Consider the following 23,252-nt stretch of genomic DNA (forward strand, 5'->3'; position numbering starts at 1 on the left):
TTTTACAAAATGTTGGTTGACAGCGAAATATCCGTTCTGTAATATAAAAGCTATTAAAAAATGAGAAACTGATATGGACGAACAGGAAAGGAGCAGCCAGACACATGGATCATTTGCAGAATGTATTAAGTTACTTCGACCAGCAGCAGCCCCTTTGCGCAGAGCACGACCGCATCCCCAAGGACCTCTATCGGGAGTTCGGGGTCAAGGCCGGCTTGCGCGATGAGACTGGCAAGGGCGTGCTGGCAGGTCTGACCAACATCTCGGACATCCGGGCGTTCCAGTATGTGGACGGGGTCAAGCACCCGGCAGACGGTCAGCTGCTGTACCGCGGCTATGACGTAAAAGACCTCATCAACGGCAGCCGCGGCAGCCGCTTTGCCTTTGAGGAGGCGGGATATCTGTTGCTGTTTGGTCAGCTGCCCACCCCGGAGCAGCTGGAACAGTTCTGCGCGGTGCTGGGCGAGTGCCGCACCATGCCCACCAACTTTACCCGCGATGTCATTATGAAGGCACCCAGCCACGATATCATGAACAGCATGGCGCGCAGCGTGCTGACGCTGGCTTCCTACGACCCCAAGGCGGCAGATTTGGACACCGCCAACGTGCTGCGCCAGAGCATCCAGCTGGCGGGCATCTTCCCCATGCTGGCGGTATACAGCTACCACGCCTATAATCACTACGAAAAAGACGCCAGTATGTATATCCACCGCCCGGACCCCAGCCTTTCCACCGCAGAGAATTTTTTGCGGATGCTGCGCCCGGATATGCAGTACACCCCGCTGGAAGCCCGCGTACTGGACGTGGCGCTGCTGCTGCACGCCGAGCACGGCGGCGGCAACAACTCCACCTTTACCACCCGCGTGGTCACCTCCTCCGGCACCGACACCTACTCGGCCATGGCGGCGGCGCTGTGCTCCCTCAAGGGCCCGCGCCACGGCGGTGCAAACCTGATGGTCATGCACATGATGCAGAACATCCGGGACAACCTCCACGACCTTGAGGACGACGAGGAGCTGGAAGCCTACCTGAAAAAGCTGCTCCACGGTGAGGCCTTTGACCGCAAGGGTCTGATCTATGGTATGGGTCACGCCGTCTACTCCCTCAGCGACCCGCGCGAGGTGGTGTTCAAGGGCTATGTGGAGCAGCTTGCCCACGAAAAGGGACGGGATAAGGATCTTTCCCTCTATACCCGTATCGAGCGCATGGCACCGCAGCTGATCGCGCAGGAGCGCAAGATCTTCAAGGGCGTCAGCCCCAACGTGGACTTTTACAGCGGCTTTGTGTACGAGATGCTGGGCATCCCCATGGAGCTGTACACCCCGCTGTTTGCCGTGGCGCGCGTCATGGGCTGGAGCGCCCACCGCATCGAGGAGCTGCTCAGCGCCAACAAGATCATCCGCCCGGCCTACAAGAGCCTTGGCGGCACCCACGATTATATCCCGCGCAGCCAGCGGGCATAAAGGGAGGGCATCAGCATGGAAGAGTTACAGCAGCATCAGGGGGAATGGTTCTTCCTCCACGAGCTCAACGTGGATAAGGTGTTCAGCACCATCCAGCGGGCAGATTATCTCATCCTGTATTATATCAAGGTAGAGCAGGAGGCACATCCCGGCGAAAAGCTCTATCTTGCCGACCTTGCCGCCGCCATGGGGCTGCGGGTGACCGAGCTTTCCAAGGGCATCGAGAAGCTGCAGGACAGCGGCTTTGTGACGTGGAAAACCGACCGCGAGGCCGGGCGCACCTATGTGGAACTTTCCAGCAAGGCGGTGGAGCTGATGGCGGAGGAGCAGGCGCTTTTGCAGCGCTGCTACCGCCGGATGCGCACGGAGCTTGGAGACGAAGAGCTGCGCCGCGCCGCTGCCACCATGCAGCGTGCCACTGCCATCCTGAAAGAAGAGCGGGAGAAGGAGTTCCCGGCAGCGCAGTAACGATTATGAAAGAAAGATACCGGACAGCTTTGTAGGCCGCCCGGTATCTTTCTTTTTATAAAAATATTTTTATTTGATGCAGCTTGCGCAGGGGGTATAGCCTGCGGCAATGGCTTCGTCGTAGCTGGAAAAGAGGACTTGGTTCTTTTCCGCAGGCAGGTTTGCGCAGGTGGGCAGATGGAACTTTTTGCTGTTCACGTTGCCGATGTAAGCTTGCTGCGCAGTGCTGGAGGACGACGGGTCGGTGGGGTTCAGCTGGCTGTCCGGCACAAAGCGCTCGGTGCCCACGGTGAAGTTCTGGCCGTCGCTGCCAATGGTGATGGTGCCCTGCAGGTCGGTGCGGTAGACGTCCACCTTTGCGTCCCGCAGGATGCTCAGGGTCTCCTCGTGGGGATGGCCGTACTTGTTGCCCGTGCCACAGGAGATGACGCCCATTTCCGGCAGAACAGCGTTCAGAAACAGGTAGCCGGTGCTGGTGCTGGAGCCGTGGTGCCCTACTTGCAGTACATCGGCCTTCAGGTTGGCACCGCTGTTCACAAGGTCGGTCTCGGCGGTCTTTTCCATGTCACCGGTCAGCAGAAAGCTGGTGCTGCCGTAGTCGATGCGCAGCACCAGAGAGGTGTTGTTGGTCTCGCTGTACTGCGTTACCGGGCCCAGCAGGGTAACGGTGGCGCTGCCCAGCGGCCAGACGGTGCCCACGGAGGGCACTTCCAGCTGCAAGCCCTGCTGCTGCGTATACTTGACAAAATCGTTGAAGCATTTGGTGCTGCCCTCGGTTACGGGGCTGTAAGCGTGTCCCGCCGGGAACTTTGCCATTACGGCGGCAAGTCCGCCTACATGGTCCTCGTGGGCATGGGAGCAGAACACATATTGCAGCTGCTCCACCCCCTGCTTTTGCAGGTAGGAGACCACCAGACTGCCGTCGTCCACGTTGCCGCCGTCGTAGAGCATGAACTGTCCGTCACACTCCACCAATACGCTCAACGCCTGCCCTACATCAATGAAGTGCATCTCAAAGGGCTGACTTGTCCCGGTGGAGGGCTTGACGATGTGTCCGCCGCTGCCGGGCAGGCTGTCACAGGCGGTAAGCCCCAGCGCCAGCACAGCGGCCAGCGCCAGCGCAGCCAGCCGCAGGAACAGGCGGCGGGGGAGCAGGGTTATTTTTTCTTCTTTCCAGTTTTCCACGTTGCGTTCTCTTTCTGTTGATTATTCTTGGGTTTGTGGCCGGGCGCAGAGTTGGGCGCAAAGCGTGCGCCCGGGCTGGGTTGACGGCCTGCCGGGACAGCAGCGCGGGCATTTTTGCCGGTACTGCGTCCCTTCTGGCTGGGGTGTACGGTATAAGTGCCATCGTTGTGGATGGTCACCTCGGCGCTCTCTGCCCGGCGGGCGGTGCGCTGCACGGCGCGGCGGCCGACGGCGGGCACAAGCAGGGGGATCAGGTCCTCCCGGTGGGTCAGCTGCAAGGCCTTGACCACCTTTTCGGCGTTGCGGGGTTCGTAGTATTGCAGCAGTGCGCGCTGCAATGCCTTGCCCTCGGGGGTCTTTTCCACAAACACCGGCTTGAGGGTGTAGGGGTCAAGCCCAGTATAGAACATACAGGTGCTCACGGTGCCGGGGGTGGGGTAGAAGTCCTGCACCTGCTCCGGGCGCATGTGGTTCTTGTAAAGGTACTCGGCCAGATAGACCGCGTCCTTCAGGGTGCTGCCCGGGTGGCTGGACATGAGGTAGGGCACCAGATACTGTTTTTTGCCCGCCTTCTTGCTCAGCTCGTAGAACTTATCCTTGAACTTGTTGAAGGTCTCGATGGGCGGCTTACCCATGTAGGCAAGGGTATTGGGGGCGCAGTGCTCCGGGGCGACCTTCAACTGGCCGGATACATGGTATTCTACCAGCTCCTTGAAGAAGGTATCGTCCGGGTCCGCCATCAGGTAGTCGAACCGGATGCCGCTGCGGATGAACACCTTTTTCACGCCCGGCAGCTCCCGCACCCGGCGCAGAATTTTAAGGTAGTCGCTGTGATCCACGATCATGTGGGAGCAGGTGGTGGGGGCAAGGCAGTGCTTGCCCCCGGTGCACATGCCGCGCAGCATCTGCTCGCGGCAGGAGGGGAAGCGGAAGTTTGCGGTAGGGCCGCCCACATCGTGGATGTAGCCCTTGAAGTCCGGCTCGTGGGTCATGCGCTCGGCTTCCTCCACGATGCTGTCGGCGCTGCGGCTGGTGACCCGCCGCCCCTGATGCAGCTGGATGGCGCAGAAGTTACAGCCGCCGAAGCAGCCGCGGTTCTGGATGATGGAGAACTGCACCTCGCGGATGGCGGGCACGCCGCCCATGCTCTCGTAGATGGGGTGATAGCGGCGGGTGTAGGGCAGGGCGTACACCTTGTCCAGCTCTCCGCGCACCAGCGGCTTTGCGGGGATGTTCTGCACCAGATACTTTTCGCTCTGCTTCTGCACGATGATCTGGCCGCTGACCACGTCCTGATTGTCCATCTGGATGCGGCAGGCCTTGGCGTAGGCGGTTTTATCGCTGGCCACCTTTTTAAAACCGGCGCACTCCACATACCGCTGGGGCAGGTGGTCGAAATCGGTCAGGTAGCAGGTGCCGTTCACGTCCGTGATGGTCTCCACCGGCTCCCCGGCGGCCAGACGGCGGGCGATCTCCACGGTCTGGTGCTCGCCCATGCCAAAGCTGATGAGATCCGCACCGGAGTCCTCGGCAATGCTGGGCAGCACGGTGTCCAGCCAGTAATCGTAGTGGGCAAACCGGCGCAGGCTGGCCTCCAGACCGCCTAAGATCACCGGCAGGTCGGGGTAAGCCTGCTTGGCAAGTTTTGTGTACACGGTGGCGCTGCGGTCCGGGCGGGCACCGGCCTTGCCGCCGGGAGAGTATTCATCCTCGGCGCGGGGGATCTTTGCCACGGAATAGTGGCTGACCATGCTGTCTACGTTGCCGCCGCCAATGAAAAAGCCGTACTTGGGCTTGCCGAACCGCTTGAAGTCCTCGCAGTCGGTGTAGCGGGGCTGTGCCAGCACGCCCACCTTGTAGCCCTCGGCCTCCAGCAGGCGGCTGATGATGGCGGTGCCAAAGCTGGGGTGGTCCACATAGGCGTCACCGCCCACCACCACAAAGTCCAGCTGCTCCCAGCCCCGGGCTTCCATGTCCGCCCGGCTGATGGGAAGAAATTCGGTGTAGATCTGGGGAGTAGAATGTTCCATAATGCTCCTTTATTATTCCTCCGGTTGGTTCATCTGCATTTCCAGCCACTGCTGGCGGCTGATGAGTACGGCGCGGGGCTTTGCACCCTCGTAAGGGCCGATGATGCTCTTTTGCTCCATCTCGTCCATGATGCGGGCGGCGCGGGCGTAGCCCAGCTTGCAGCGGCGCTGCAACAGGCTGGTGGAGGCCTGACCGGCGTCGATGACCACGTCCACGGCCTGCTTGAACATGGGGTCGGAGCCTGCGTCCTCCTCGGCGTCGGCACCGCCGCCGCCCTTTTTGCCGTCCTGAATGGCGTGCTTTTCCATGGCCTCGATCATGGCCTCGTCGTACTGCACGGTGGCACTGGATTTGATGAAGTCCAGCACACGGCTGATCTCCTCATCCCGCACAAAAGTGCCCTGGATGCGGGTGGGCTTGGGTGCGCCCACGGGCATAAAGAGCATATCGCCCTGACCCAGCAGCTTTTCTGCGCCGGCACCGTCCAGAATGGTGCGGCTGTCCACCTGACTGGACACCGCAAAGGCGATGCGGCTGGGGATGTTGGCCTTGATCAGGCCGGTGATCACGTCCACGCTGGGGCGCTGGGTGGCAACGATTAGGTGCATACCGGCGGCACGGGCTTTCTGGGCGATGCGGCAGATGGAATCCTCTACGTCCTTGCCCACCACCATCATCAGGTCGGCCAACTCGTCGATGATAATGGCGATGTAGGGCATCTTTTCCAGCTCCGGCTGCTCGGCAGCCAGCTTGTTGAAGGACTTGATATCGCGCACATTGTTCTCCGCAAACAGGCGGTAGCGGCGCTCCATCTCCTGCACTGCGCTGCCCAGTGCACCGGCGGCCTTGCGGGGCTCGGTGACAACGGGCATCAGCAGGTGGGGGATGCCGTTATACTCGGCCAGCTCCACCACCTTGGGGTCGATGAGCAGCAGCTTCACGTCCTCCGGGCTGGAGCGGAACAGCAGGCTCATGATGATGCTGTTCACGCACACGGATTTACCGCTGCCGGTGCTGCCCGCGATGAGCAGGTGAGGCATCTTGCACAGGTCGGTCACCTGCGCTACACCGGCAATGTCCTTGCCAAGGGCGATGCCCAGCGGCGAGGTCATGCGCAGAAAACTCTGACTCTCAAAGATGCTGCGGATGGAAACGGCGGTCTTTTTGTGGTTGGGCACCTCGATGCCCACGGCGGGCTTGCCGGGGATGGGGGCTTCCATACGCACGTCTGCCACCGCGAGGTTCAGGGCGATATCGTCCGCCAGCGAGGTGATACGGCTGATCTTCACACCCGCCATGGGCTGCAGTTCGTACCGGGTAACAGAGGGCCCGCGGGAGATATCCAGCACCCGGGTGCGCACGCCGAAGCTTTCCAGCGTGTCCACCAGCTTCTGGGCGTTGGCCTTCAGCTCCTCCTGTGCGCCGGGGTCGCTTTCCTCCTGCGTTTTTTCAAACAGCTCGATGGGCGGGTACTGGTACTCGTAGCGGTCCACCGGCTCGGTCTCCTCGGCAGGGGCGGTGGCGGCTGCCTGCTCCGAGACGGCGGGCTTTTCCATGGCTGCTGCCACCAGCGAGTTGATGTCCTTTTCCTCCACCGGCTCGGCGGTGATGCTGATCCAGCCGTCCTCGTCCGGCGCAGAGCGGAACGCCACGGCGTTCTCGGCACTCACCCGGGGCACGGCGGGCTGGATGGGCGCAGCTTCCGACGGCTGCGGCATCTGCGGCTGCACCACCGGCGCTGCCGGCTGGACGATGGGAGTATCAAAAGCGGGGGCAGGGGAAGACTCTTCCGGCTGGGGGGCATCTTTGGCAAAGAAATCTGCCGCAGCGGTGACCACCGGGTCTGCCACGATGGGCGGCGGCGTGGGCTTGGGCGCAGGGCGCAGCGGGTCCTGCCCGAAGGTGCCGCCCGGCCCGACGATCAGCGGCTCAATGGGCTCGCTGCCGCCCTCGGAGAGAGCGGTGTGGTCGGGGCCAAGGTCTACGTCAAAGGCCGCGCGGGGATGGGCAACGCTGACCCGTACCGGGGTGATGGACGGCGCGGCAGGCTCCGGCTGGGCAGGGGCGGCGGGAGCGGCTTCGGTGTCCGCAGCGTCTGCCTCCATCTCCTGCGTTACCTTATGCCCCCAGCGCAGCACGCCGGACATCCAGTCCGGCACCCCCAGATGCAGCCCGGCGGGCTCGTCCTCCTCGTCCAGCGGCTCGTCCTCGGTTTCGTCGTATTCCTCATCGATCGCCCGCTCTGCCTGCCGGATGGAGGCGCGCTCGGCGCGGCGGGCAGCGCGCTGCTCTGCAAAGGCAGCGCCGCGGGCGTGGATACCGCCGGTGACGGCACACAGCCAGATCCAGACCTCGGCGGGGGTAATATCAAAAATGTACAGGCTGCCGCACAGCAAAAGCACGACCATGATGAGATTTGCTGCCGGGCGTCCGCACAGCAAAAGCAGCATGCCGCCCAGCACAAAGCCCATTGCGCCGCCGGAGAGCCATGCATTGACGCCGTTGGCGTAGCAGGCGGAAAGCATTTGCAGCGCCGACAGCCCCTGCGGCTGGATATCGGAAAACACGATGACCGTGCCGCAGACAAAGACAAGCCCCAGCACCAGCTTGAGGATGCGGGACAGCAGCTCCTCGCCCCGGGTGTACAAAACGGCCAGACAGCACACGGCTGCACCCAGCACAAAGCTGCCGCAGCCGAACAGCCCGAACAGCACATCATGGAGCACCCGCCATACGGAATCGCCCCGCACAAAGGCCAGCACGATCAGCAGCAGGCCGCCGAACAGGGTGCCAAGCCCTGCCGGGAGCCGCTGCTCTGCCTTTTTACGGCGGGCGGCAGTACGCCGTTTCGTTGATTTTCGTTTTTTCGTTGCCATTCTACTCTGTTCCCCAACTTCCCATAGACACAATAATTGATTCTACTATTGTACCACGCAAGGGCAAAAATGGCAAACCATAATGTTGTTTTTGTTGGAGGAAAATGGAACGAACCCAGCCCCTCTCGTGAAAAGGCGTTTGGAGCGCTTCGCAGAGCGCGACAAACGCGAAATAAAAAATAATTTTTCCGCTGTTCCTGCGCAGAGCAACGCGGAGCGCAGTTCAAATCGTCCGGCGGGGGAGACGCAAGGCCTTACCCCCGTTCGATCTCCCCGTACAGCCACGCCAGCGCGTCCGAAAGACCGCCCAGTTCGTCGATGAGCTTTTCCTTTACGGCGCGGCGTCCGTCCAGCACCGTGCCCATGTCCATGACCAGTTCCCCGGTGTGGAGCATCAGCTGGGTGTAGCGCTTTTCCGGCATGCCGCTGTGGGCGGCCACAAAGCCGGTGATGCGCTGCTGCATCTGCTCAAAGCAGTGCATGGTCTGCGGCACGCCTAAGATCAGCCCGGAGTGCCGCACCGGGTGCACCGTCATGGTGGCGGTGGGGACGATGAAGCTGTGCCGCGCGCTGACCGCCAGCGGGATGCCGATGGAGTGCCCGCCGCCCAGCACCAGCGTGGCGCTGGGCTTGGAGATGCTGGCGATCAGCTCTGCCAGCGCAAGGCCGGTCTCCACATCGCCGCCCACCGTGTTCAGCAGCACCAGCAGCCCCTCGATGCGGGGGTCCTCCTGCACCGCCACCAGCTGGGGGATGACGTGCTCATATTTGGTGGTCTTTTGCCCCTGCGGCGCTTCGGTATGCCCTTCGATCTGGCCGATGACGGTCAGGCAGTGGATGACATGACCGCCCCGGCTCAGGGTGACCGTGCCCAGATCCTCGATATCCTCTTTTTCCATCCGGTGCTGCTCTGCGGGGGTGTCTTTTGCCGTATCCATGCGCGTTCTCCTTCCGTAGCAGGGTCTTTGTGGGGTCAGTATCCCCCGGCTGCCGGGGAAGTATGCAGGAGCGCGAATACAAAAAACTTTGTGAATTTTTTGCTTTTTTACAAATAGGTATTTGACATTCGCCTTTCATGCTGTATACTTTAAATAATATAACAGGATAAAACGGAACATCTCTCTGCGCGCAAAGAAGCCCCTTGCATGGCGGCAGAAGCTGCAGCGCGTTGGGCAGAAAGGAGAATTTTGCTATGAACACCCCCCAGAAAGCATCGATCCCTGTGATCAAGCGTCTCCCCAAATATTACCGGTATCTGCGCTCCCTGCAGGCCGATGGCATTACCAGCATCTCCTCCCGGGAACTGGCCTCTCAGATGGGCACCACCGCCTCGCAGGTGCGGCAGGACTTCAACTGCATCGGTGACGTGAACGGACGGCAGGGCATCGGCTACTCGGTGGAGAACCTGCTTTCCATTCTGGAAAGTCTGCTGTTCGGCAACGGCGACCGTCTGCCCACCATTCTGATCGGCTGCGGCCGCTTGGGCAAGGCCGTGAGCCGCTTTATCACTACCGATACCAACGGCTACAAGCTGATCGCTGCCTTTGATGTGGCTGAAAACGAGGTAGGCAAGGAGATCAGCGGTATCCGCATCCGGCACATTGACGAGCTGGAGGCCTTCTGTGAGGAAAACAAGCCCAAGGTGGCTGTGCTCTGTGTGCCCCGCGATGGTGCACAGCAGGTGAGCGGACGGCTGGTGGATCTGGGCATTGAGGGCTTCTGGAACTTCTCCCACTATGACCTGTCGGTGTCGTACCCCAATGTGGTGGTGGAAAACGTCCATCTGGGCGACAGCCTGATGAGCTTGGGCTACCGTCTGCGCAATCAGGAGTGACGGCATGGCAAAATTGTATTTCCGCTACGGTGCCATGAACAGCGGCAAGAGCACAGCGCTGATGCAGGTGGCACACAACTACGAAGAGCAGGGCATGAAGGTGCTCATTTTAAAGCCGCAGGTGGATACCAAGGGCGGCGGGGAACTGGTGAGCCGTCTGGGCGTGCGCCGCAAGGCAGACCTGCTGATCCCGCCGGAGCTGGACGTGTTCGAAGCCGTGAAGGCGGCAAACGCTGCCTCCGGGCCGCTGGCCTGTGTGCTGTGCGACGAGAGCCAGTTCTTTACCCCGGAGCAGGCCGAGCAGCTGTTTATGATCACGGTAGATCTGAACATCCCGGTGATCTGCTACGGTCTGCGGGCAGATTTTTCCCTCAAGGGCTTCCCGGGCTCTACCCGTCTGCTGGAGCTGGCGCACACCATCGAGGAGATGAAGACCATCTGCACCTGCGGGCGCAAGGCCATCTGCAACTGCCGCAAGGTGAACGGACGATTCGTCTTTGAGGGCGAGCAGGTAGCCATCGACCTTGAAAACGATGTGCAGTATGTCAGCATGTGCCCCCAGTGCTACTTCAAGGCACGGCGGGCGTTTTACGCTGCAAAGAAAGACTGAGATACTTTTATATTTTATACAAGCCGCTGTACCGCGCCGGGTGCAGCGGCTTTTTTGCGTGATTTGCGGAAGAGTTACCCCCTCAGTCTCGCTACACTCGCCATAGTCTCCAACAGGCTGTATACAGACTGATATATCAATTTGTTGCATTTTGTGAGAGAAACTGATATATCAACCGGACGGAATTCGCACGTTTTTTGCGCTATTGATATATCAGTTCAGACCGGGCAGTTACTTGCCGGAGGGGAGCGGGAATGGGAGAAGAAGAGAGCAGCGGGGGCGGCAGAGCATAAAAAATTACAGGCGGAACGGTAAATGTAACAGAAATTATTGAAATTTTTGCCGTTCTTCCCATGTTGCATCCCAGATTTTTATGCAAGTCATTGAAGTATACAAGTTGCACAGTTTTTCAGCGCAAGTTTATTCATTTCGGCAAGGACGTCGAATTGCACGCGAAAACAAGGGCAATATTTGTACGTTTTTATCCCGTATCACTGTAATTTACATCTTTCTTTTTTCGGTGGCTTTTGTTATCATAATTGTATACAAGGGGGCATGTGCAGGCCCCCTGCATGAAGATGTTTTCTATTAGGAGGAGAACAAAAATGAGCAAGGCAATTTCTCGTCGTAACTTCCTGATGGCTACCGGCGCTGTCGGTGCTGCAGGTCTGCTGGCTGCCTGCGGCAGCAAGCCCGCTGCTTCTTCCACCGCTTCTTCCGCTGCTTCTCAGGCCCCCGCTGCTTCCGCAGACGAGAGCCTGGCCCTGTCTGACGGCCCCGTCAACCTGAGCATCAGCTGGTGGGGCGGCGACAGCCGTCACGCTGCTTACCAGAGCGCTCTGGAGGCTTTCCAGGCTGAGCACTCCAACATCACCGTGGAGCCCACCTTCGCCGCATGGTCCGGCTGGGAAGAGAAGATGGCTGCTGCCTTCATCGCGGGCAACGCTCAGGATGTCTGCCAGGTGAACTGGAACTGGCTGTACAACTACTCTGCCGACGGCAGCAAGTTTGTGGACCTGAACACCACCTCCAAGTTCATCGACCTGACCCAGTGGGATTCCGCTGCTATGGACGCCTGCTATGTGGCCAACAGCCAGCAGTGCGTGCCCGTCTCCATGACCGGCCGTATCTTCTACTGGAACATGACCACCTTTAATAAGGCTGGCATCACCGAGGTTCCCAAGTCTCTGGACGATCTGATGGCTGCCGGTAAGGCTTTCCAGGAGAAGCTGGGCGACGATTACTACCCCATGCACCTGGGCGCATACGACCGTATGATCCTGATGGTGTTCTACCTCGAGTCCAAGTACGGCAAGGACTGGGCAGATCCCGTTACCTCCACCCTGAACTACACTGAGGAGGAGATCGCTGAGGGTCTGGCCTTCATCAAGAGCCTGGTGGACAACCACGTCATGATGAACCTGAAGACCTACTACTCTGCAAACTCCGATACCGCTACCCACCAGTCCAACGAGTGGATCACCGGTAAGATCGCAGGCATCTTCGAGTGGGATTCCGCTGCAAGCAAGTACTCCTCCGCTCTGGACGACAGCAACAAGGACGGCTTCACCGTCGGCGAGGAGATCAAGTTCGGCGACAACAACGGCGGCTTCTCCAAGGTGTCCATGGGTCTGGCTATCACCAAGACCTGCAAGAACGTTGCCGAGGCTGCTACCCTGATCAACTTCCTGCTGAACGAGGAGAAGGGCGCTTCCATCATGGGTTCTGAGTGCGGCATCCCCGCTTCCAAGGCTGGCCTGAAGTTCGCGCAGGACGCCGGCGCTGTCAAGAGCCTGGTTGCAGAGGCTAACGCCAAGGTCATGGCCTTCACCACCAACAAGCTGGATCCCCTGTTCGAGAACAACGACCTGAAGGCTTCCGGCACCGGCATCTATCAGGAAGTGTTCGACAACATCGACTACGGCGATCAGACCCCTGAAGAGGCTGTCGAGACTCTGCTGGACGGCATGGAGTCTGTTGGCTACACCATCGGCTAAGCTTACCTCTCTCTGACAGCGGTCAGAACCGGATATTCAGTATCTGAAATAAATAAGGGCATCTGCCGCCCGTACGACAGATGCCCTTGTTTTATCGGTGAATGGTTATCAAACCTTGAATGAATTGTTGCCGGTCTGTGACCTGCTGCACTGTCTGCTTCAAATCCTGTAAAAGGAGGACTTCGGATGAAAAAAAGTAATGCGCCCGCCGGCGCACGAACTCCGTTCCAGAAATGGGTCGATAAATATCAGGGCCTGTTTTATCTGATCCCCTGGATCATCGGCTTTCTCGTCTTTAAGGCGTTCCCCTTCGGTCAGTCGCTGTATTACAGCTTCACCGATATGAACTTCTTCAAGGACGGCACCAACTTTGTTGGTCTGGCCAACTACATTACCGCATTCCACACCAGAAAGATCACCAAGGCGCTGATCATCACCTTCAAGTACGCCTTTATCACCGTGCCCCTGAAGCTGATCTTCGCACTGTTCATCGCCTACATCCTGAACTTCAAGATCGCCTGCGTCAACCTGTTCCGCACTGTGTACTACATCCCCTCCATTCTGGGCGGCTCTGTGGCTATCGCCGTGCTGTGGAAGGCTGTGTTCAGCGTGGACGGTCTGCTGAACACCGTGGTGCGCGCTGTCACCTTTGGTGCGGTGCAGGGCCCCGAGTGGCTGAGTGACCCCAACTACGCGCTGTGGATCATCTGCTTTTTGCGTATATGGCAGTTCGGTTCCGCCATGGTGCTGTTCCTTGCTGCACTGAAGGGCGTGCCCGCAGACCTGTACGAGGCTGCTACCATCGACGGTGCCGGCAAGTGGCGTCAGTTCTTCTCCATCACCGTTCCGATGATCACCCCCATCATCTTCTACAACCTGGTCACTCAGATCTGCCAGGCTTTCCAGGAGTTCAACGGCCCCTACATCATCACCAACGGTGGTCCCCGTGGTTCCACTACCCTGATCTCCCTGCTGGTTTACAACTACGCATTCAAGTCCTATGACATGGGCATGGCTTCTGCTCTGGCATGGATCATGTTCATCATCGTCTGCATCCTGACGATCATTGCGTTCACCAGCCAGAAGAAGTGGGTCTACTACTCGGATGAAAGGTAAGGTGGCCAATATGGGAATGAAAGCATCGAATAAGATCGCAACCTTCTTTAAGTACTTCGTGCTGATCCTGGTTGGTGTCATCATGATCTATCCTCTGCTGTGGATGATCAGCGCTACCTTCAAGGATAACAGCGAGATCTTTGCAGGCATCAGCCTGTGGATCAAAAAGCCTACGCTGGATGGCTACCGCAACGCCCTGAACAACTTCGGCGGCTCCATCAACATCCTGCAGGCCATGCTCAACACTTACAGCTATGTCATCCCCAAGGTGATCTGCACTGTGGTGTCTGCCTGTATTGCCGCTTACGGCTTTGGCCGTTTCGACTTCCCCGGCCGCAAGCTGCTGTTCAACATCATGCTGGCCACCCTGTTCCTGCCGCAGGTCGTGCTGAACGTGCCCCAGTACCTGCTGTACAACAAGTTCGGCTGGGTGGACAGCCCCTTCTATCTGGCCATCTGGGTGCACTGCGCATTTGCTACCGAGACCTACTTCGTGTATCAGCTGGTGCAGTTCATGCGCAACGTCCCGCGTGATCTGGACGAGGCTGCCGCCATTGACGGCTGCTCCTCCTTCCAGACCCTGTACAAGGTCATCGTGCCCATGCTGGGACCCGCTCTGGTGTCCTGCGCACTGTTCCAGTTCATGTGGAGCTGCAACGACTTTATGGGCCCGCTGCTTTACGTCAGCACCCCCGGCAAGTACCCCATGTCCCTGTTCGTCAAGCTGTCTATGGACGGTGATACCGGCTTTGCATGGAACAAGATCCTTGCGCTGTCCCTCATCTCCATCCTGCCGCAGCTGATCGTATTCTTCTGTGCACAGGATCAGTTCGTTGAAGGTATCTCCGCAGGTGCCGTCAAGGGCTAATGCGCCATAAGAACATCTGACCAAGACCAACACCCCCTGTGCTGCTCCCAACGGATGGCACAGGGGGTGTTTTGGTTGATATATCATTTCGTCTGCTTCTTGCGGTACTGCAAAGGACTGATATCCATTACCTCGCGGAACACGCGGCGGAAGTGGGCTGCGCTGGCAAAACCGGTCTGCTCGGCAATAGCGCTGATGGAAAGCTCGGTGGTCTCCAGCAGCTTCTGCGCAGCCTCGATGCGGCGGTTGTTCAGGTAGTCCACGATGGACTGCCCGGTCACCCGCCGGAACAGGCGGCTGAGATAGTAGGGGGAGAGGTAGAACCGCGCCGCCACCTCGGTAAGGGAGAACTTTTGCCGGTAGTTGGCGGCAAGGTAGGCACACACCTGCTCAATGGTCTCGTTGCGGGGGCGCGCTGCGGCGCTGCTCTCGGCAAGGCACTCCTGCTCGACATAGTGCAGGATGAGCAGCAGGTACAGCCCGCCGGGGTAGTCCTGCTCCGGCATGGCAGCGCGCATCATCTCCAGCAGGGTGCGCAGGCGGCGAACCCACGGCACCGGGCCGTACAGCACCGTTACCTCGCCGGGCAAAAACAGCCGGGCAAAATCCCGCTGGGTGGCACTGCGCAGCTCGTGCAGGGCGCTGAGCGGGAACCGGCAGCCCACCAGTTCCGGTACGGCTGCACCGGCGGCAGAGAGCACCGCATCCCCTGCGCCCAGCAGCAGCGCGCTGCCGGGGTTTACCAGCAGGCTGTTTTCTCCCATTTGCAGGGTGCAGCTGCCCTCGCTTACCAGCAGAAAGGTGCACGTCTCCTCGTCTGCCGTCAGCTCCAGCTTGCTGCCGTTCAGCCGCACGGTGTCCGCTTTTACCTTTGCATGGATCTTTTCCCGTTCCGCTTTCATCTTGCGCATCCTTTCCGGAAACAGCCCTCCCGGTAGCCGGGAGAGCGCTTTTCCTCATGATACCACGTCTGCCCCGTGGGGGCAAGACAAACTCACAGGAGGTTATTTCGCATGAATCTGACCCTGATCCGTTCCATGACCCGCAGCGCCGTTTTTGAGCTGGAAAACGAGCTGTGCTACCGTCCGGCACACCCCTTTACCGTTGCCCTGAACGGCAAAACGGTGTATGAGGCCTGCAACACCAACGTGTTCTCCCTGTTCTCCCTGCTGCCCGGCACCACCTATACGGTGGAGGTGCAGGCCGAGGACGAGACCCTGAAGCTGGATTTCACCACCGAGGCCGAGACCTTCTTTGTGGATGCTGCCCGCTATGGTCTGGTGGCTGACGGCGAGACCGACAACACCGTGCGGCTGCAGGCGGCGCTGTCCACCTGCCCCAAGGGCGGCACGGTGTATGTGCCCGCCGGCCGTTACCGCACCGCCAGCCTGTTCATGAAGAGCAACACCACCCTGTATCTGGAAAAGGGCGCGGTGCTGCTGGGCGATAACGACCGCACCCACTACCCCATCCTGCCCGGCGTGCTGCCCAGCGAGAACGAGGTGGACGAGTACTACCTGACCGGCTGGGAGGGCAACCCGCTGGACAGCTTTGCAGGTCTTTTGAACATTACGCAGGTGCATGACGTAGTGGTGACCGGCGAGGGCACGCTGGACTGCGATGCCGAAAACGGCGACTGGTGGGTGAACCCCAAGGTCAAGCGCATCGCATGGCGTCCCCGGGCCGTGGCTGCGGTGGACAGCGAGAACGTCTGCCTGCACGGCATCACGGTGCAGAACAGCTATTCGTGGACCATCCACCCCATCTTTGTCAAGCACCTCGACCTGCTCAACTTCAACATCAACAACCCCTACAACGCCCCCAACACGGACGGCATCGACCCCGAGAGCTGCGAGTATATCCGCATCATCGGCATGAACATCCATGTGGGCGACGACTGCATCGCCATGAAGGCCAGCAAGGTCTTTCTGGGCATGAAGCTGAAGCGCAGCTGTGAGCATACCGTCATCCGCAACTGCCTGCTGGACAAGGGCCATGGCGGCATCGTCATTGGCAGCGAGATGAGTGGCGGCGTGAAGGACATGGTGGTGACCCAGTGCCTGATGGACCACACCGACCGCGGTCTGCGCGTCAAGACCCGCCGGGGCCGCGGCAACACTGCCGTCATTGACGGGCTGGTGTTCCGCAACGTGGAGATGCGGGGCGTCAAGGCACCCTTTGTCATCAATATGTTCTACTTCTGCGACCCGGACGGCCACGGCCCCTATGTGCAGTGCCGCGAGCCGATGCCGGTGGACGAGTACACCCCCAAGCTGGGCAGCCTGACCATGGAGAACATCGTGGCTACCGATGCCCAGTTTGCAGGCTGCTATTTCGATGGCCTGCCGGAGCAGCCCATCGAGCGGGTGACCATGCGGGATGTGAGCATCACCTTCGACCCCAACGCCAAGGAGGGACAGGCTGCCATGGCCGATAACCGTCCGCTGGTGAAAAAGCTGGCCATCTATGCCGAGAACGTCAAGGAGATCGACCTGCACAACGTGAAGATCGAGGGCTACGAGGGCGAGCGGCTGCACTTTGCCAACGTAGGACATTTTGAGGAGGACTGACCCATGACCCATGAAGAGATCCTGTCCATGCTGGGCGACTATGTGGACTACCTGATCGCCAATTCCAGCGCCGAGGCACCGATGTGGAACATCGAGAAGGTGCGCAGCGGCAAACCCAATAAGTGGAACTACATCGACGGCTGCATGATCACCGCCTGCCTGAGCCTGTACAAGACCACTGGTGACGAGAAGTATCTGGAGTTTTCCAAGGAGTTTATCGACTACTTTGTGCAGCCGGACGGCGCTATCAAGACTTACGACCCCAAGGAGTACAATCTGGACAACGTGAATCAGGGCAAGAACCTGTTCATCCTGTATGATATCTACGGGGACGAGAAGTACCGCAAGGCCATCGACACTATCCGCAGCCAGCTGCTCACCCAGCCCCGCACCAAGGAGGGCAACTTCTGGCACAAGGACATCTATCCGTGGCAGGTGTGGCTGGACGGCACCTATATGGCGCAGCCCTTCTACATGGAGTACGAGACCCGCTTCAACAAGATGCAGGGCTGCATCGACAGCTACAAGCAGTTCATGAACATCAAAAAGCACATGCGGGACGAAAAAACCGGCCTGTACTACCACGGCTACGACGAGAGCCGCCAGATGTACTGGGCAGACCCCGAGACCGGTTGCAGCCCCAACTTCTGGCTGCGCGCCATGGGCTGGTTCCTTGTGGCAATGGTGGATGTGCTGGAACGCATGGACGAGCAGCTGTACAACGAATACCGCGGCATCATGGCCATGCTCAAACAGGCTGTGGAGGACATGCACAAGTTCCAGGACGAGCAGACCGGGATGTTCTGGCAGGTCATCGACCACCCGGAGGCCGAGGGCAACTATCTGGAAACCAGCGGCACCGCCCTGTTCGCCTACGCCGTGCTCAAGGGCGTGCGTCTGGGCTATCTGCCCAAACGCATGGCTGCATGGGCGGAGAAGGCTTTCTACGGCACCTGCGACCGGTATCTGTCCAAGAACCCGGACGGCAGCTTGCAACTGGACGGCATCTGCCTTGTGGCGGGTCTGGGCGGCAAGGATCACCGTGACGGCTCTCTGGCCTACTACTTCAGCGAGCCGGTGGTCTGCAACGATGCCAAGGGCGTAGGCCCGCTGGTGCTGGCTTATACCGAAATGATCGCACGCAAGTAACCAAAAACGGGATACAGCAGGGCTGAGCAGCTGCAAAAAAGCGGTTGCTCAGCCTTTTTGCGTGTCTTTTTTGCCCCCTTGCATAAACCGCCCACCGCTGTCCCACACTAAGCCCAGAAAAGTTCCCGTACACAAAACGGACAGATGGGAGTAACAAGCATGGAGCAGATCAAAAAATTTCTGCACGGCAAGGGCTTTGCTCTGCTGCTGACCGCAAGCCTGCTGGCTGCGGCTGCGGCGGGGGTGTGGGCGGTGCGCGCCCTGCGGGCAGAACTGCAAAAAAGTCTGGAGGGGTTGGACACCCCTGGCACCACCCAACAGACCACCCCGGAAACAGAACCGGACTGGGACGCACAGGAGGACACCACATGGCAGCAGCCCGTGACCGACGTTGCAAACAGCAAGGCAGATGTGCCGCAGCAGACGCCCTCTGGGGCGTCCTCTGGTGCGCAGTCTGGCTCTGGTTCGCTGCGCGAACCCTCGGCACTGCAAGGCGCATCCTCGCCTGCCAGCAGTTCGGCACAGCCTGCCGCCGCGCCCTCTATGCCGGGGCGCGTGCTCAACGCCTTCAGCGGCGATGAGCTGGTGTATAACAAGACCCTTGGGGACTGGCGCACCCACAACGGTGTGGACTATGCCTGCACGCAGGGCGCTGCGGTAGCGGCGCCTGTGGCGGGCAAGGTAGTCTCTGCCGGGGCAGAGGGCAACTGGGGCACTGTGGTGGTGCTGGAAGATGCCGCTGGCCGCAGTTGGCGGCTGTGCGGTGTGGCTGACCCCGCCGTAAAGGCAGGCGACACCGTGACCGCCGGGCAGAAGATTGGTGCGGTGGGCACGGTCGGCTGCGAGTGCGCCGAGGAGAGCCACATCCATGTGGAGGTAAAGCAGGGCGAAGCTTACCTCGACCCGGCAAAGCTGCCGGAGTAAGCATACCATAAAAGGGGCTGCAACAGCGGCTCCTTTTTTTGCTGCGTCAGGCGGTACGGCGCGTTTGCAGCAGCCAGAGAACCAGCGCCGAAAGCACCCCGGCTGCCAGCAGTACATCTGCCGGGTGCGCAGCCCAGTGCTGGAAGGCACTGCCATAGGCTGCCTGCCCGATGGGCTGGGTCAGGCAGGCCAGCACGGAGATGCAGGCGGTCGTCTTGCCCAGCTGTGCCTGCGGTACTAGCATTTGCAGCTGCGCAAAGAACCACACGTTGAACAGTGCCGCCACGGCCATAAACACGGCTCCCAGCACCAGAATGCTGCCGAACTGCAGCACTGACACCCGGAGGGCAAGACCCAGCGCGGCGCACACGCCGCTGAGCGCCAGCAAAAGACCTGTGCCGCTGCGGATGGGATGCCGGACAAAGACGGTTCCCGCCAGCACGCCGCCTAAAATGCCGCCCGCGCTCAGCACCGCCTGCACAAGACCAAGGGAGGCATCACTTTTCTGCAAAGTCTGCACCACCAGCACCGGAACACCCACGGTGAGGGCAGGGACTTCCAGCAGGTTTACAGCTGCCATGGCAGCAGCTAACCGCAGCACCGTAGCCTGCCCGGTGAGAAACCGCGCACTTTCCCGCAGGTCGGTCCACAGAGAACGGACGGAGAGCTTTGTGTCCCGGGGGACATCCTGTGGGATGCGCAGGCAGAGCTCCATCCCGGCGGAAAGTGCAAAGCAGCCGCCGCAGAGCGCCAGCAGACCACGGATGCCGAGGTGCTCCAGCAGAACAGCACCCAGCAAAGGGCCGAGAAGTTCGTCCACGGTATCCACCAGCTGAATGACTGCGTTGCCGCGCAGCAGCTGGGTGCCGTTCAGTAGCAGAGGCAGGCAGGCGCGTACCACGGGCTGGTAAAGCCCCTGAATGGCGTACAGACTGCCCAGCACTGTCAGGACCAGCGGAAGCAGGGGCAGATGCGGCAACCCAGCAGCGGCTGCCGCCGAAATACCGGCGGTCACCAGATCCAGCAGTGCCATCAGGCGGGCTTTACGGCAGCGGTCTGCCAGCGCGCCGCCGGTCAGCATTCCAGCAAGGGCGGGCAGCATGGCCAGAGCGGTGATGCCGCCGTACAGCGCGGCAGAACCAGTCTGCCGCAGCAGATACAGCGGCAGCGCAAACCGCAGGGCGGCATTGCCGAACAGGGAGACGATCTGTCCGAGGACGATAAGGACAAAAGTGTTCATGGAAACCTCCTGCTTTTTTATTTACAGACTGTTGGTCTGTATTTACATACAAAAAAAGGCGGAGCGTTCCGCCCGGGAAATTCAGTCTTTGACCGGTGTGCACAGCTGCACCAGCTGCTCGGCCTGCGCATCCGTCAAAAGGTCCAGCCCAAGTGCATGGGTCATTTGCTGAAACACGAGGTTCCGCGCCCGCTGCTCGGTCGGTGTGGTGGGGCGCGTCTGGGGAGAAAGCCAGATGTCTGCCAGTACGAACAGCGCTTCGGCCAGCGCATTGGCATCGGCGGTGTGGATGGAGCCGTCCGCCATGCCCTGCCGGATCATGGGTGCAATGCACTCCGGGGCCAGATGCGCTTCAATGTTGGTCAGCTCCATGGCAAGGAACTGCGGGTTGCTGCACAGGTGCGGCAAAGTCTGCGCGATCTGCTGCTGCCGCTGCCCGGCAAAGGAAACTGCAAACACCGCCTGCAGCTTCTGCAGCCCGGTCAGGGCCGGGTCGTCCCGGATATGGCGCAGCGGCTCCCACATCTGGTCGCCCAGACGGTCACCGACTCGCTGCGCGATCTCCTCCTTGGAGCGGAAGTGATGGTACACCGCCCCTTTGGAAAGCTTTGTGGCATCAATGATGTCCTGCAGGGTGGTATTCTGGTAGCCCTTCTGGAGGAAGAGCAGGGCGGCGGCGTCCAGGATCTTTTCAACGGTCTGTTCCGGGTATTTGTTGCGCGGCATGGCGGATGCTCCTTTTTTACAAACTATCGGTCTGTAAAAAGAATACAGCAGCCCGGCGGCTTTGTCAAGAGAGTGTGGAACCGAAAATCCATTCATTTCCTGCGGCGCTGCATTGCTTTTGCGCGGGGTTTCTGGTATGATACAATAGAATCAACAGGCGATTTTGGGAGGATGACAGATGGCAAGGGTTTTGATCGTGGGAGCCGGGGCAGCCGGACTGATGGCGGCGGGTGCTGCCGTGCGGCAGGGACATCAGGTGACGGTGCTGGAGCATACCGAGAAGCCCGGGCAGAAGATCCTTGTCACCGGCAAAGGGCGCTGCAATGTGACCAACGACTGCCCGGCAGAGGAGTTTTTGCGCCATGTGCGCACGAACCCGCGCTTTTTGTACTCCTCGCTGGGGGCGTTCCCCCCGGCAAAGACCATGGAACTGTTCGAAGGCCTTGGCGTGGAGCTGAAGGTGGAGCGCGGCCGCCGGGTGTTCCCGGTATCGGATAAGGCCGAGGAGATCCGGCAGGCATTGCTGCGCTATGCGCAGGACGCCGACATCGTCTACGACGGCGCAAAAAAGCTGCTGCTGGAGGACATCGTGCCGGAGGCAGAACCCGCCCCGGCGGCAGCGGAAAACCCGCGCCACCCCAAAAAGAAAAAGGCTGGCCCGGCGCGGCGCTGCGTGGGAGTGCGGGGCACTTCCGGCCGGGAATACCGGGCAGACGCTGTGCTGGTGGCCACCGGCGGCGTAAGCTACCCCACCACCGGTTCTACCGGCGACGGCTACAAGCTGGCGCAGCAGGCGGGGCACACCCTTGTGGAGCCGGTGCCCAGTCTGGTCAGCCTTGTCAGCTGCGACCCGGACTGCAAAAAGATGATGGGTCTGGCGCTGAAAAACGTTACCCTGACCCTGCTGGAGGACGGCAAGGCTATCTTTGACGAACAGGGCGAGATGCTGTTTACCCACTTTGGCATCAGCGGGCCGCTGACCCTGAGCGCGTCCAGCCATCTGGGGGATATGAAAAAGCACAGATACATCGCGGAGATCGACCTGAAGCCTGCCCTGAGCGAGGAGCAGCTGTACGACCGCATCACCCGGGACTTTGCTCTGCTGGCAAACCACGCGGCGCAGGGCGCGCTGGTCAAGCTGCTGCCTTCCAGTATGCAGCCGGTCATGGTGGCGCGCTGGGGCATCGACCCCGCCACCAAGGCAAACCAGATCACCCGGGAGCAGAAGCGGGAGCTGGTGCAGCTGGTCAAGCACTGGCAGGTGTCCATTGACGCCCGGGGCGACCTTGCCCACGCAGTCATCACCAGCGGCGGCGTATCGGTGCGGGAGGTGGACCCCAAGACCATGCAGAGCAAAAAGGCGCTGGGACTGTACTTCGCGGGCGAGGTGCTGGACGTGGACGCCTACACCGGCGGCTACAATCTGCAGATCGCTTTCTGCACCGCACAAAGCTTTGCGAATAACCTGTAAAAACAGTGCAGTCAATTTCCTGTGTACTATATATAAATAAGGAGAACATATCATGGTATCTGTTGCAATTGATGGGCCTGCGGGTGCAGGCAAATCCACTCTGGCACGCCGTCTGGCGGCAGAGCTGGGCTATATCTATGTGGACACCGGTGCAATGTACCGCGCCATCGGCCTGTACGCCCTGCGCGCGGGCAAGGACCCCAAGGACAACGCAGCGGTGGATGCTCTGCTGCCCCAGATCGAGCTGCGGCTGGCCTCCATTGCGGGCGAGCAGCACATTTACTTGAAGGACGAGGATGTGAGCACCGCCATCCGCACCGAAGCCGCGGGCATGGCAGCCTCTGCCGTGGGCGCAAACCCCGCGGTGCGGGCATTTCTGCTGGAGCTGCAGCGCAGCATGGCAAAAAAGCAGGATGTGCTGATGGACGGCCGGGATATCGGCACGGTGGTGCTGCCGGACGCTACGGTGAAGATCTTCCTGACCGCCAGCCCGGAGGCACGCGCCACCCGCCGCTGGAAGGAGTATCAGGCCAAGGGCATCGACACCCCCTACGAGGAAGTGCTGGCAGACGTGAAGCAGCGGGACTATCAGGACACCCACCGCGCCGCTGCTCCGCTGAAACAGGCAGAGGACGCCGTGCTGCTGGATACCTCGGAACTGGATTTTGAGCAGAGCCTTGACGCTATGAAGCAGATCATTGCCAAAAAGATCGGCGGATAAAAC

The 23,252-nt window shown here is 60.2% G+C and carries 19 protein-coding genes; 12 read left to right on the forward strand and 7 right to left on the reverse strand.

Going from position 1 to position 23,252, the window contains the following annotated elements; genetic code table 11:
- The first annotated feature begins 104 nt into the window (after nt 1–104).
- Nucleotides 105–1,463 carry a citrate/2-methylcitrate synthase gene (locus C7J97_RS04770; protein WP_015536613.1) on the forward strand — a complete coding sequence of 453 codons (1,359 nt, stop codon included), beginning with the start codon at nt 105–107 and terminating at the stop codon, nt 1,461–1,463.
- A gap of 15 nt (nt 1,464–1,478) precedes the next feature.
- Nucleotides 1,479–1,931, forward strand: coding sequence for a helix-turn-helix domain-containing protein (locus tag C7J97_RS04775; protein WP_005927075.1), 453 nt, complete (start codon nt 1,479–1,481; stop codon nt 1,929–1,931).
- Between the two features lie 69 nt (nt 1,932–2,000).
- Here C7J97_RS04775 and C7J97_RS04780 read toward each other — a convergent pair whose 3' ends face one another.
- The 4 genes from C7J97_RS04780 to C7J97_RS04795 form a co-directional block, all read right to left on the reverse strand.
- Nucleotides 2,001–3,116: a ComEC/Rec2 family competence protein gene (locus C7J97_RS04780; protein WP_113992215.1), complete on the reverse strand. Its 1,116-nt coding sequence runs from the start codon at nt 3,114–3,116 to the stop codon at nt 2,001–2,003.
- Nucleotides 3,089–5,146 (reverse strand): YgiQ family radical SAM protein, encoded by a 2,058-nt coding sequence (locus C7J97_RS04785; protein ID WP_113992214.1) that lies wholly within the window; start codon nt 5,144–5,146, stop codon nt 3,089–3,091. The genes C7J97_RS04780 and C7J97_RS04785 overlap by 28 nt, the downstream gene beginning before the upstream one ends.
- A gap of 12 nt (nt 5,147–5,158) precedes the next feature.
- Nucleotides 5,159–8,023: a DNA translocase FtsK gene (locus tag C7J97_RS04790; protein ID WP_113992213.1), complete on the reverse strand. Its 2,865-nt coding sequence runs from the start codon at nt 8,021–8,023 to the stop codon at nt 5,159–5,161.
- A gap of 254 nt (nt 8,024–8,277) precedes the next feature.
- Nucleotides 8,278–8,961 (reverse strand): ClpP family protease, encoded by a 684-nt coding sequence (locus C7J97_RS04795; RefSeq protein ID WP_015536617.1) that lies wholly within the window; start codon nt 8,959–8,961, stop codon nt 8,278–8,280.
- 254 nt (nt 8,962–9,215) lie between these two features.
- On the opposite strand from C7J97_RS04795, the gene C7J97_RS04800 reads away from it, so the two are divergent.
- The 5 genes from C7J97_RS04800 to C7J97_RS04820 all read left to right on the forward strand — a co-directional run bounded on the left by C7J97_RS04800 (nt 9,216) and on the right by C7J97_RS04820 (nt 14,448).
- Nucleotides 9,216–9,857 carry a redox-sensing transcriptional repressor Rex gene (locus C7J97_RS04800; protein WP_005927090.1) on the forward strand — a complete coding sequence of 214 codons (642 nt, stop codon included), beginning with the start codon at nt 9,216–9,218 and terminating at the stop codon, nt 9,855–9,857.
- Between the two features lie 4 nt (nt 9,858–9,861).
- On the forward strand, nt 9,862–10,467 hold the full coding sequence (locus C7J97_RS04805) for a thymidine kinase (protein WP_113992212.1): 606 nt from the start codon (nt 9,862–9,864) through the stop codon (nt 10,465–10,467).
- A gap of 605 nt (nt 10,468–11,072) precedes the next feature.
- Nucleotides 11,073–12,464, forward strand: a complete 1,392-nt coding sequence (locus C7J97_RS04810; protein ID WP_113992211.1) for an ABC transporter substrate-binding protein — start codon at nt 11,073–11,075, stop codon at nt 12,462–12,464.
- Nucleotides 12,465–12,650: 186 nt separating this feature from the next.
- Complete coding sequence (locus tag C7J97_RS04815; RefSeq protein WP_113992210.1) at nt 12,651–13,580, forward strand: carbohydrate ABC transporter permease; 930 nt, start codon at nt 12,651–12,653, stop codon at nt 13,578–13,580.
- A gap of 16 nt (nt 13,581–13,596) precedes the next feature.
- Nucleotides 13,597–14,448, forward strand: a complete 852-nt coding sequence (locus C7J97_RS04820) for a carbohydrate ABC transporter permease (RefSeq protein ID WP_430517145.1) — start codon at nt 13,597–13,599, stop codon at nt 14,446–14,448.
- Between the two features lie 83 nt (nt 14,449–14,531).
- Here the strand turns inward: C7J97_RS04820 and C7J97_RS04825 are convergent, their stop codons facing one another.
- Nucleotides 14,532–15,350 (reverse strand): helix-turn-helix domain-containing protein, encoded by an 819-nt coding sequence (locus tag C7J97_RS04825; protein WP_242651889.1) that lies wholly within the window; start codon nt 15,348–15,350, stop codon nt 14,532–14,534.
- A gap of 111 nt (nt 15,351–15,461) precedes the next feature.
- Between C7J97_RS04825 and C7J97_RS04830 the strand changes: the two genes are divergently transcribed.
- The 3 genes from C7J97_RS04830 to C7J97_RS04840 all read left to right on the forward strand — a co-directional run bounded on the left by C7J97_RS04830 (nt 15,462) and on the right by C7J97_RS04840 (nt 19,091).
- Entirely contained in the window at nt 15,462–17,018 is a 1,557-nt protein-coding gene (locus tag C7J97_RS04830) for a glycoside hydrolase family 28 protein (RefSeq protein WP_113992208.1), read from the forward strand.
- A gap of 3 nt (nt 17,019–17,021) precedes the next feature.
- Nucleotides 17,022–18,167, forward strand: coding sequence for a glycoside hydrolase family 88/105 protein (locus tag C7J97_RS04835; protein ID WP_113992207.1), 1,146 nt, complete (start codon nt 17,022–17,024; stop codon nt 18,165–18,167).
- Nucleotides 18,168–18,326: 159 nt separating this feature from the next.
- Complete coding sequence (locus C7J97_RS04840) at nt 18,327–19,091, forward strand: M23 family metallopeptidase (protein WP_113992206.1); 765 nt, start codon at nt 18,327–18,329, stop codon at nt 19,089–19,091.
- A 46-nt stretch (nt 19,092–19,137) separates the two neighbouring features.
- On the opposite strand, the gene C7J97_RS04845 is transcribed toward C7J97_RS04840, so the two are convergent.
- Nucleotides 19,138–20,331, reverse strand: a complete 1,194-nt coding sequence (locus C7J97_RS04845; protein ID WP_113992205.1) for an MFS transporter — start codon at nt 20,329–20,331, stop codon at nt 19,138–19,140.
- Nucleotides 20,332–20,412: 81 nt separating this feature from the next.
- Entirely contained in the window at nt 20,413–21,057 is a 645-nt protein-coding gene (locus C7J97_RS04850; protein ID WP_015536624.1) for a TetR/AcrR family transcriptional regulator, read from the reverse strand.
- Between the two features lie 178 nt (nt 21,058–21,235).
- On the opposite strand from C7J97_RS04850, the gene C7J97_RS04855 reads away from it, so the two are divergent.
- Both C7J97_RS04855 and cmk read left to right on the forward strand, forming a co-directional pair.
- On the forward strand, nt 21,236–22,528 hold the full coding sequence (locus C7J97_RS04855) for a BaiN/RdsA family NAD(P)/FAD-dependent oxidoreductase (RefSeq protein ID WP_113992204.1): 1,293 nt from the start codon (nt 21,236–21,238) through the stop codon (nt 22,526–22,528).
- 52 nt (nt 22,529–22,580) lie between these two features.
- Nucleotides 22,581–23,249 carry a (d)CMP kinase gene (gene cmk, locus C7J97_RS04860; RefSeq protein ID WP_113992203.1) on the forward strand — a complete coding sequence of 223 codons (669 nt, stop codon included), beginning with the start codon at nt 22,581–22,583 and terminating at the stop codon, nt 23,247–23,249.
- The last annotated feature ends 3 nt before the right edge of the window (nt 23,250–23,252 follow it).

This window comes from Faecalibacterium prausnitzii, from assembly GCF_003324185.1.
Taxonomy (GTDB): Bacteria; Bacillota; Clostridia; order Oscillospirales; family Ruminococcaceae; genus Faecalibacterium; species Faecalibacterium prausnitzii.

Coding starts and splice junctions, on each gene's coding strand:
- C7J97_RS04770 (WP_015536613.1), top strand. CDS start 105: ATGGATCATTTGCAGAATGTATTAAGTTACTTCGACCAGCAGCAGCCC.
- C7J97_RS04775 (WP_005927075.1), top strand. CDS start 1,479: ATGGAAGAGTTACAGCAGCATCAGGGGGAATGGTTCTTCCTCCACGAG.
- C7J97_RS04785 (WP_113992214.1), bottom strand. CDS start 5,146: ATGGAACATTCTACTCCCCAGATCTACACCGAATTTCTTCCCATCAGC.
- C7J97_RS04790 (WP_113992213.1), bottom strand. CDS start 8,023: ATGGCAACGAAAAAACGAAAATCAACGAAACGGCGTACTGCCGCCCGC.
- C7J97_RS04795 (WP_015536617.1), bottom strand. CDS start 8,961: ATGGATACGGCAAAAGACACCCCCGCAGAGCAGCACCGGATGGAAAAA.
- C7J97_RS04800 (WP_005927090.1), top strand. CDS start 9,216: ATGAACACCCCCCAGAAAGCATCGATCCCTGTGATCAAGCGTCTCCCC.
- C7J97_RS04805 (WP_113992212.1), top strand. CDS start 9,862: ATGGCAAAATTGTATTTCCGCTACGGTGCCATGAACAGCGGCAAGAGC.
- C7J97_RS04810 (WP_113992211.1), top strand. CDS start 11,073: ATGAGCAAGGCAATTTCTCGTCGTAACTTCCTGATGGCTACCGGCGCT.
- C7J97_RS04815 (WP_113992210.1), top strand. CDS start 12,651: ATGAAAAAAAGTAATGCGCCCGCCGGCGCACGAACTCCGTTCCAGAAA.
- C7J97_RS04820 (WP_430517145.1), top strand. CDS start 13,597: ATGAAAGCATCGAATAAGATCGCAACCTTCTTTAAGTACTTCGTGCTG.
- C7J97_RS04825 (WP_242651889.1), bottom strand. CDS start 15,350: ATGAAAGCGGAACGGGAAAAGATCCATGCAAAGGTAAAAGCGGACACC.
- C7J97_RS04830 (WP_113992208.1), top strand. CDS start 15,462: ATGAATCTGACCCTGATCCGTTCCATGACCCGCAGCGCCGTTTTTGAG.
- C7J97_RS04835 (WP_113992207.1), top strand. CDS start 17,022: ATGACCCATGAAGAGATCCTGTCCATGCTGGGCGACTATGTGGACTAC.
- C7J97_RS04840 (WP_113992206.1), top strand. CDS start 18,327: ATGGAGCAGATCAAAAAATTTCTGCACGGCAAGGGCTTTGCTCTGCTG.
- C7J97_RS04845 (WP_113992205.1), bottom strand. CDS start 20,331: ATGAACACTTTTGTCCTTATCGTCCTCGGACAGATCGTCTCCCTGTTC.
- C7J97_RS04850 (WP_015536624.1), bottom strand. CDS start 21,057: ATGCCGCGCAACAAATACCCGGAACAGACCGTTGAAAAGATCCTGGAC.
- C7J97_RS04855 (WP_113992204.1), top strand. CDS start 21,236: ATGGCAAGGGTTTTGATCGTGGGAGCCGGGGCAGCCGGACTGATGGCG.
- cmk (WP_113992203.1), top strand. CDS start 22,581: ATGGTATCTGTTGCAATTGATGGGCCTGCGGGTGCAGGCAAATCCACT.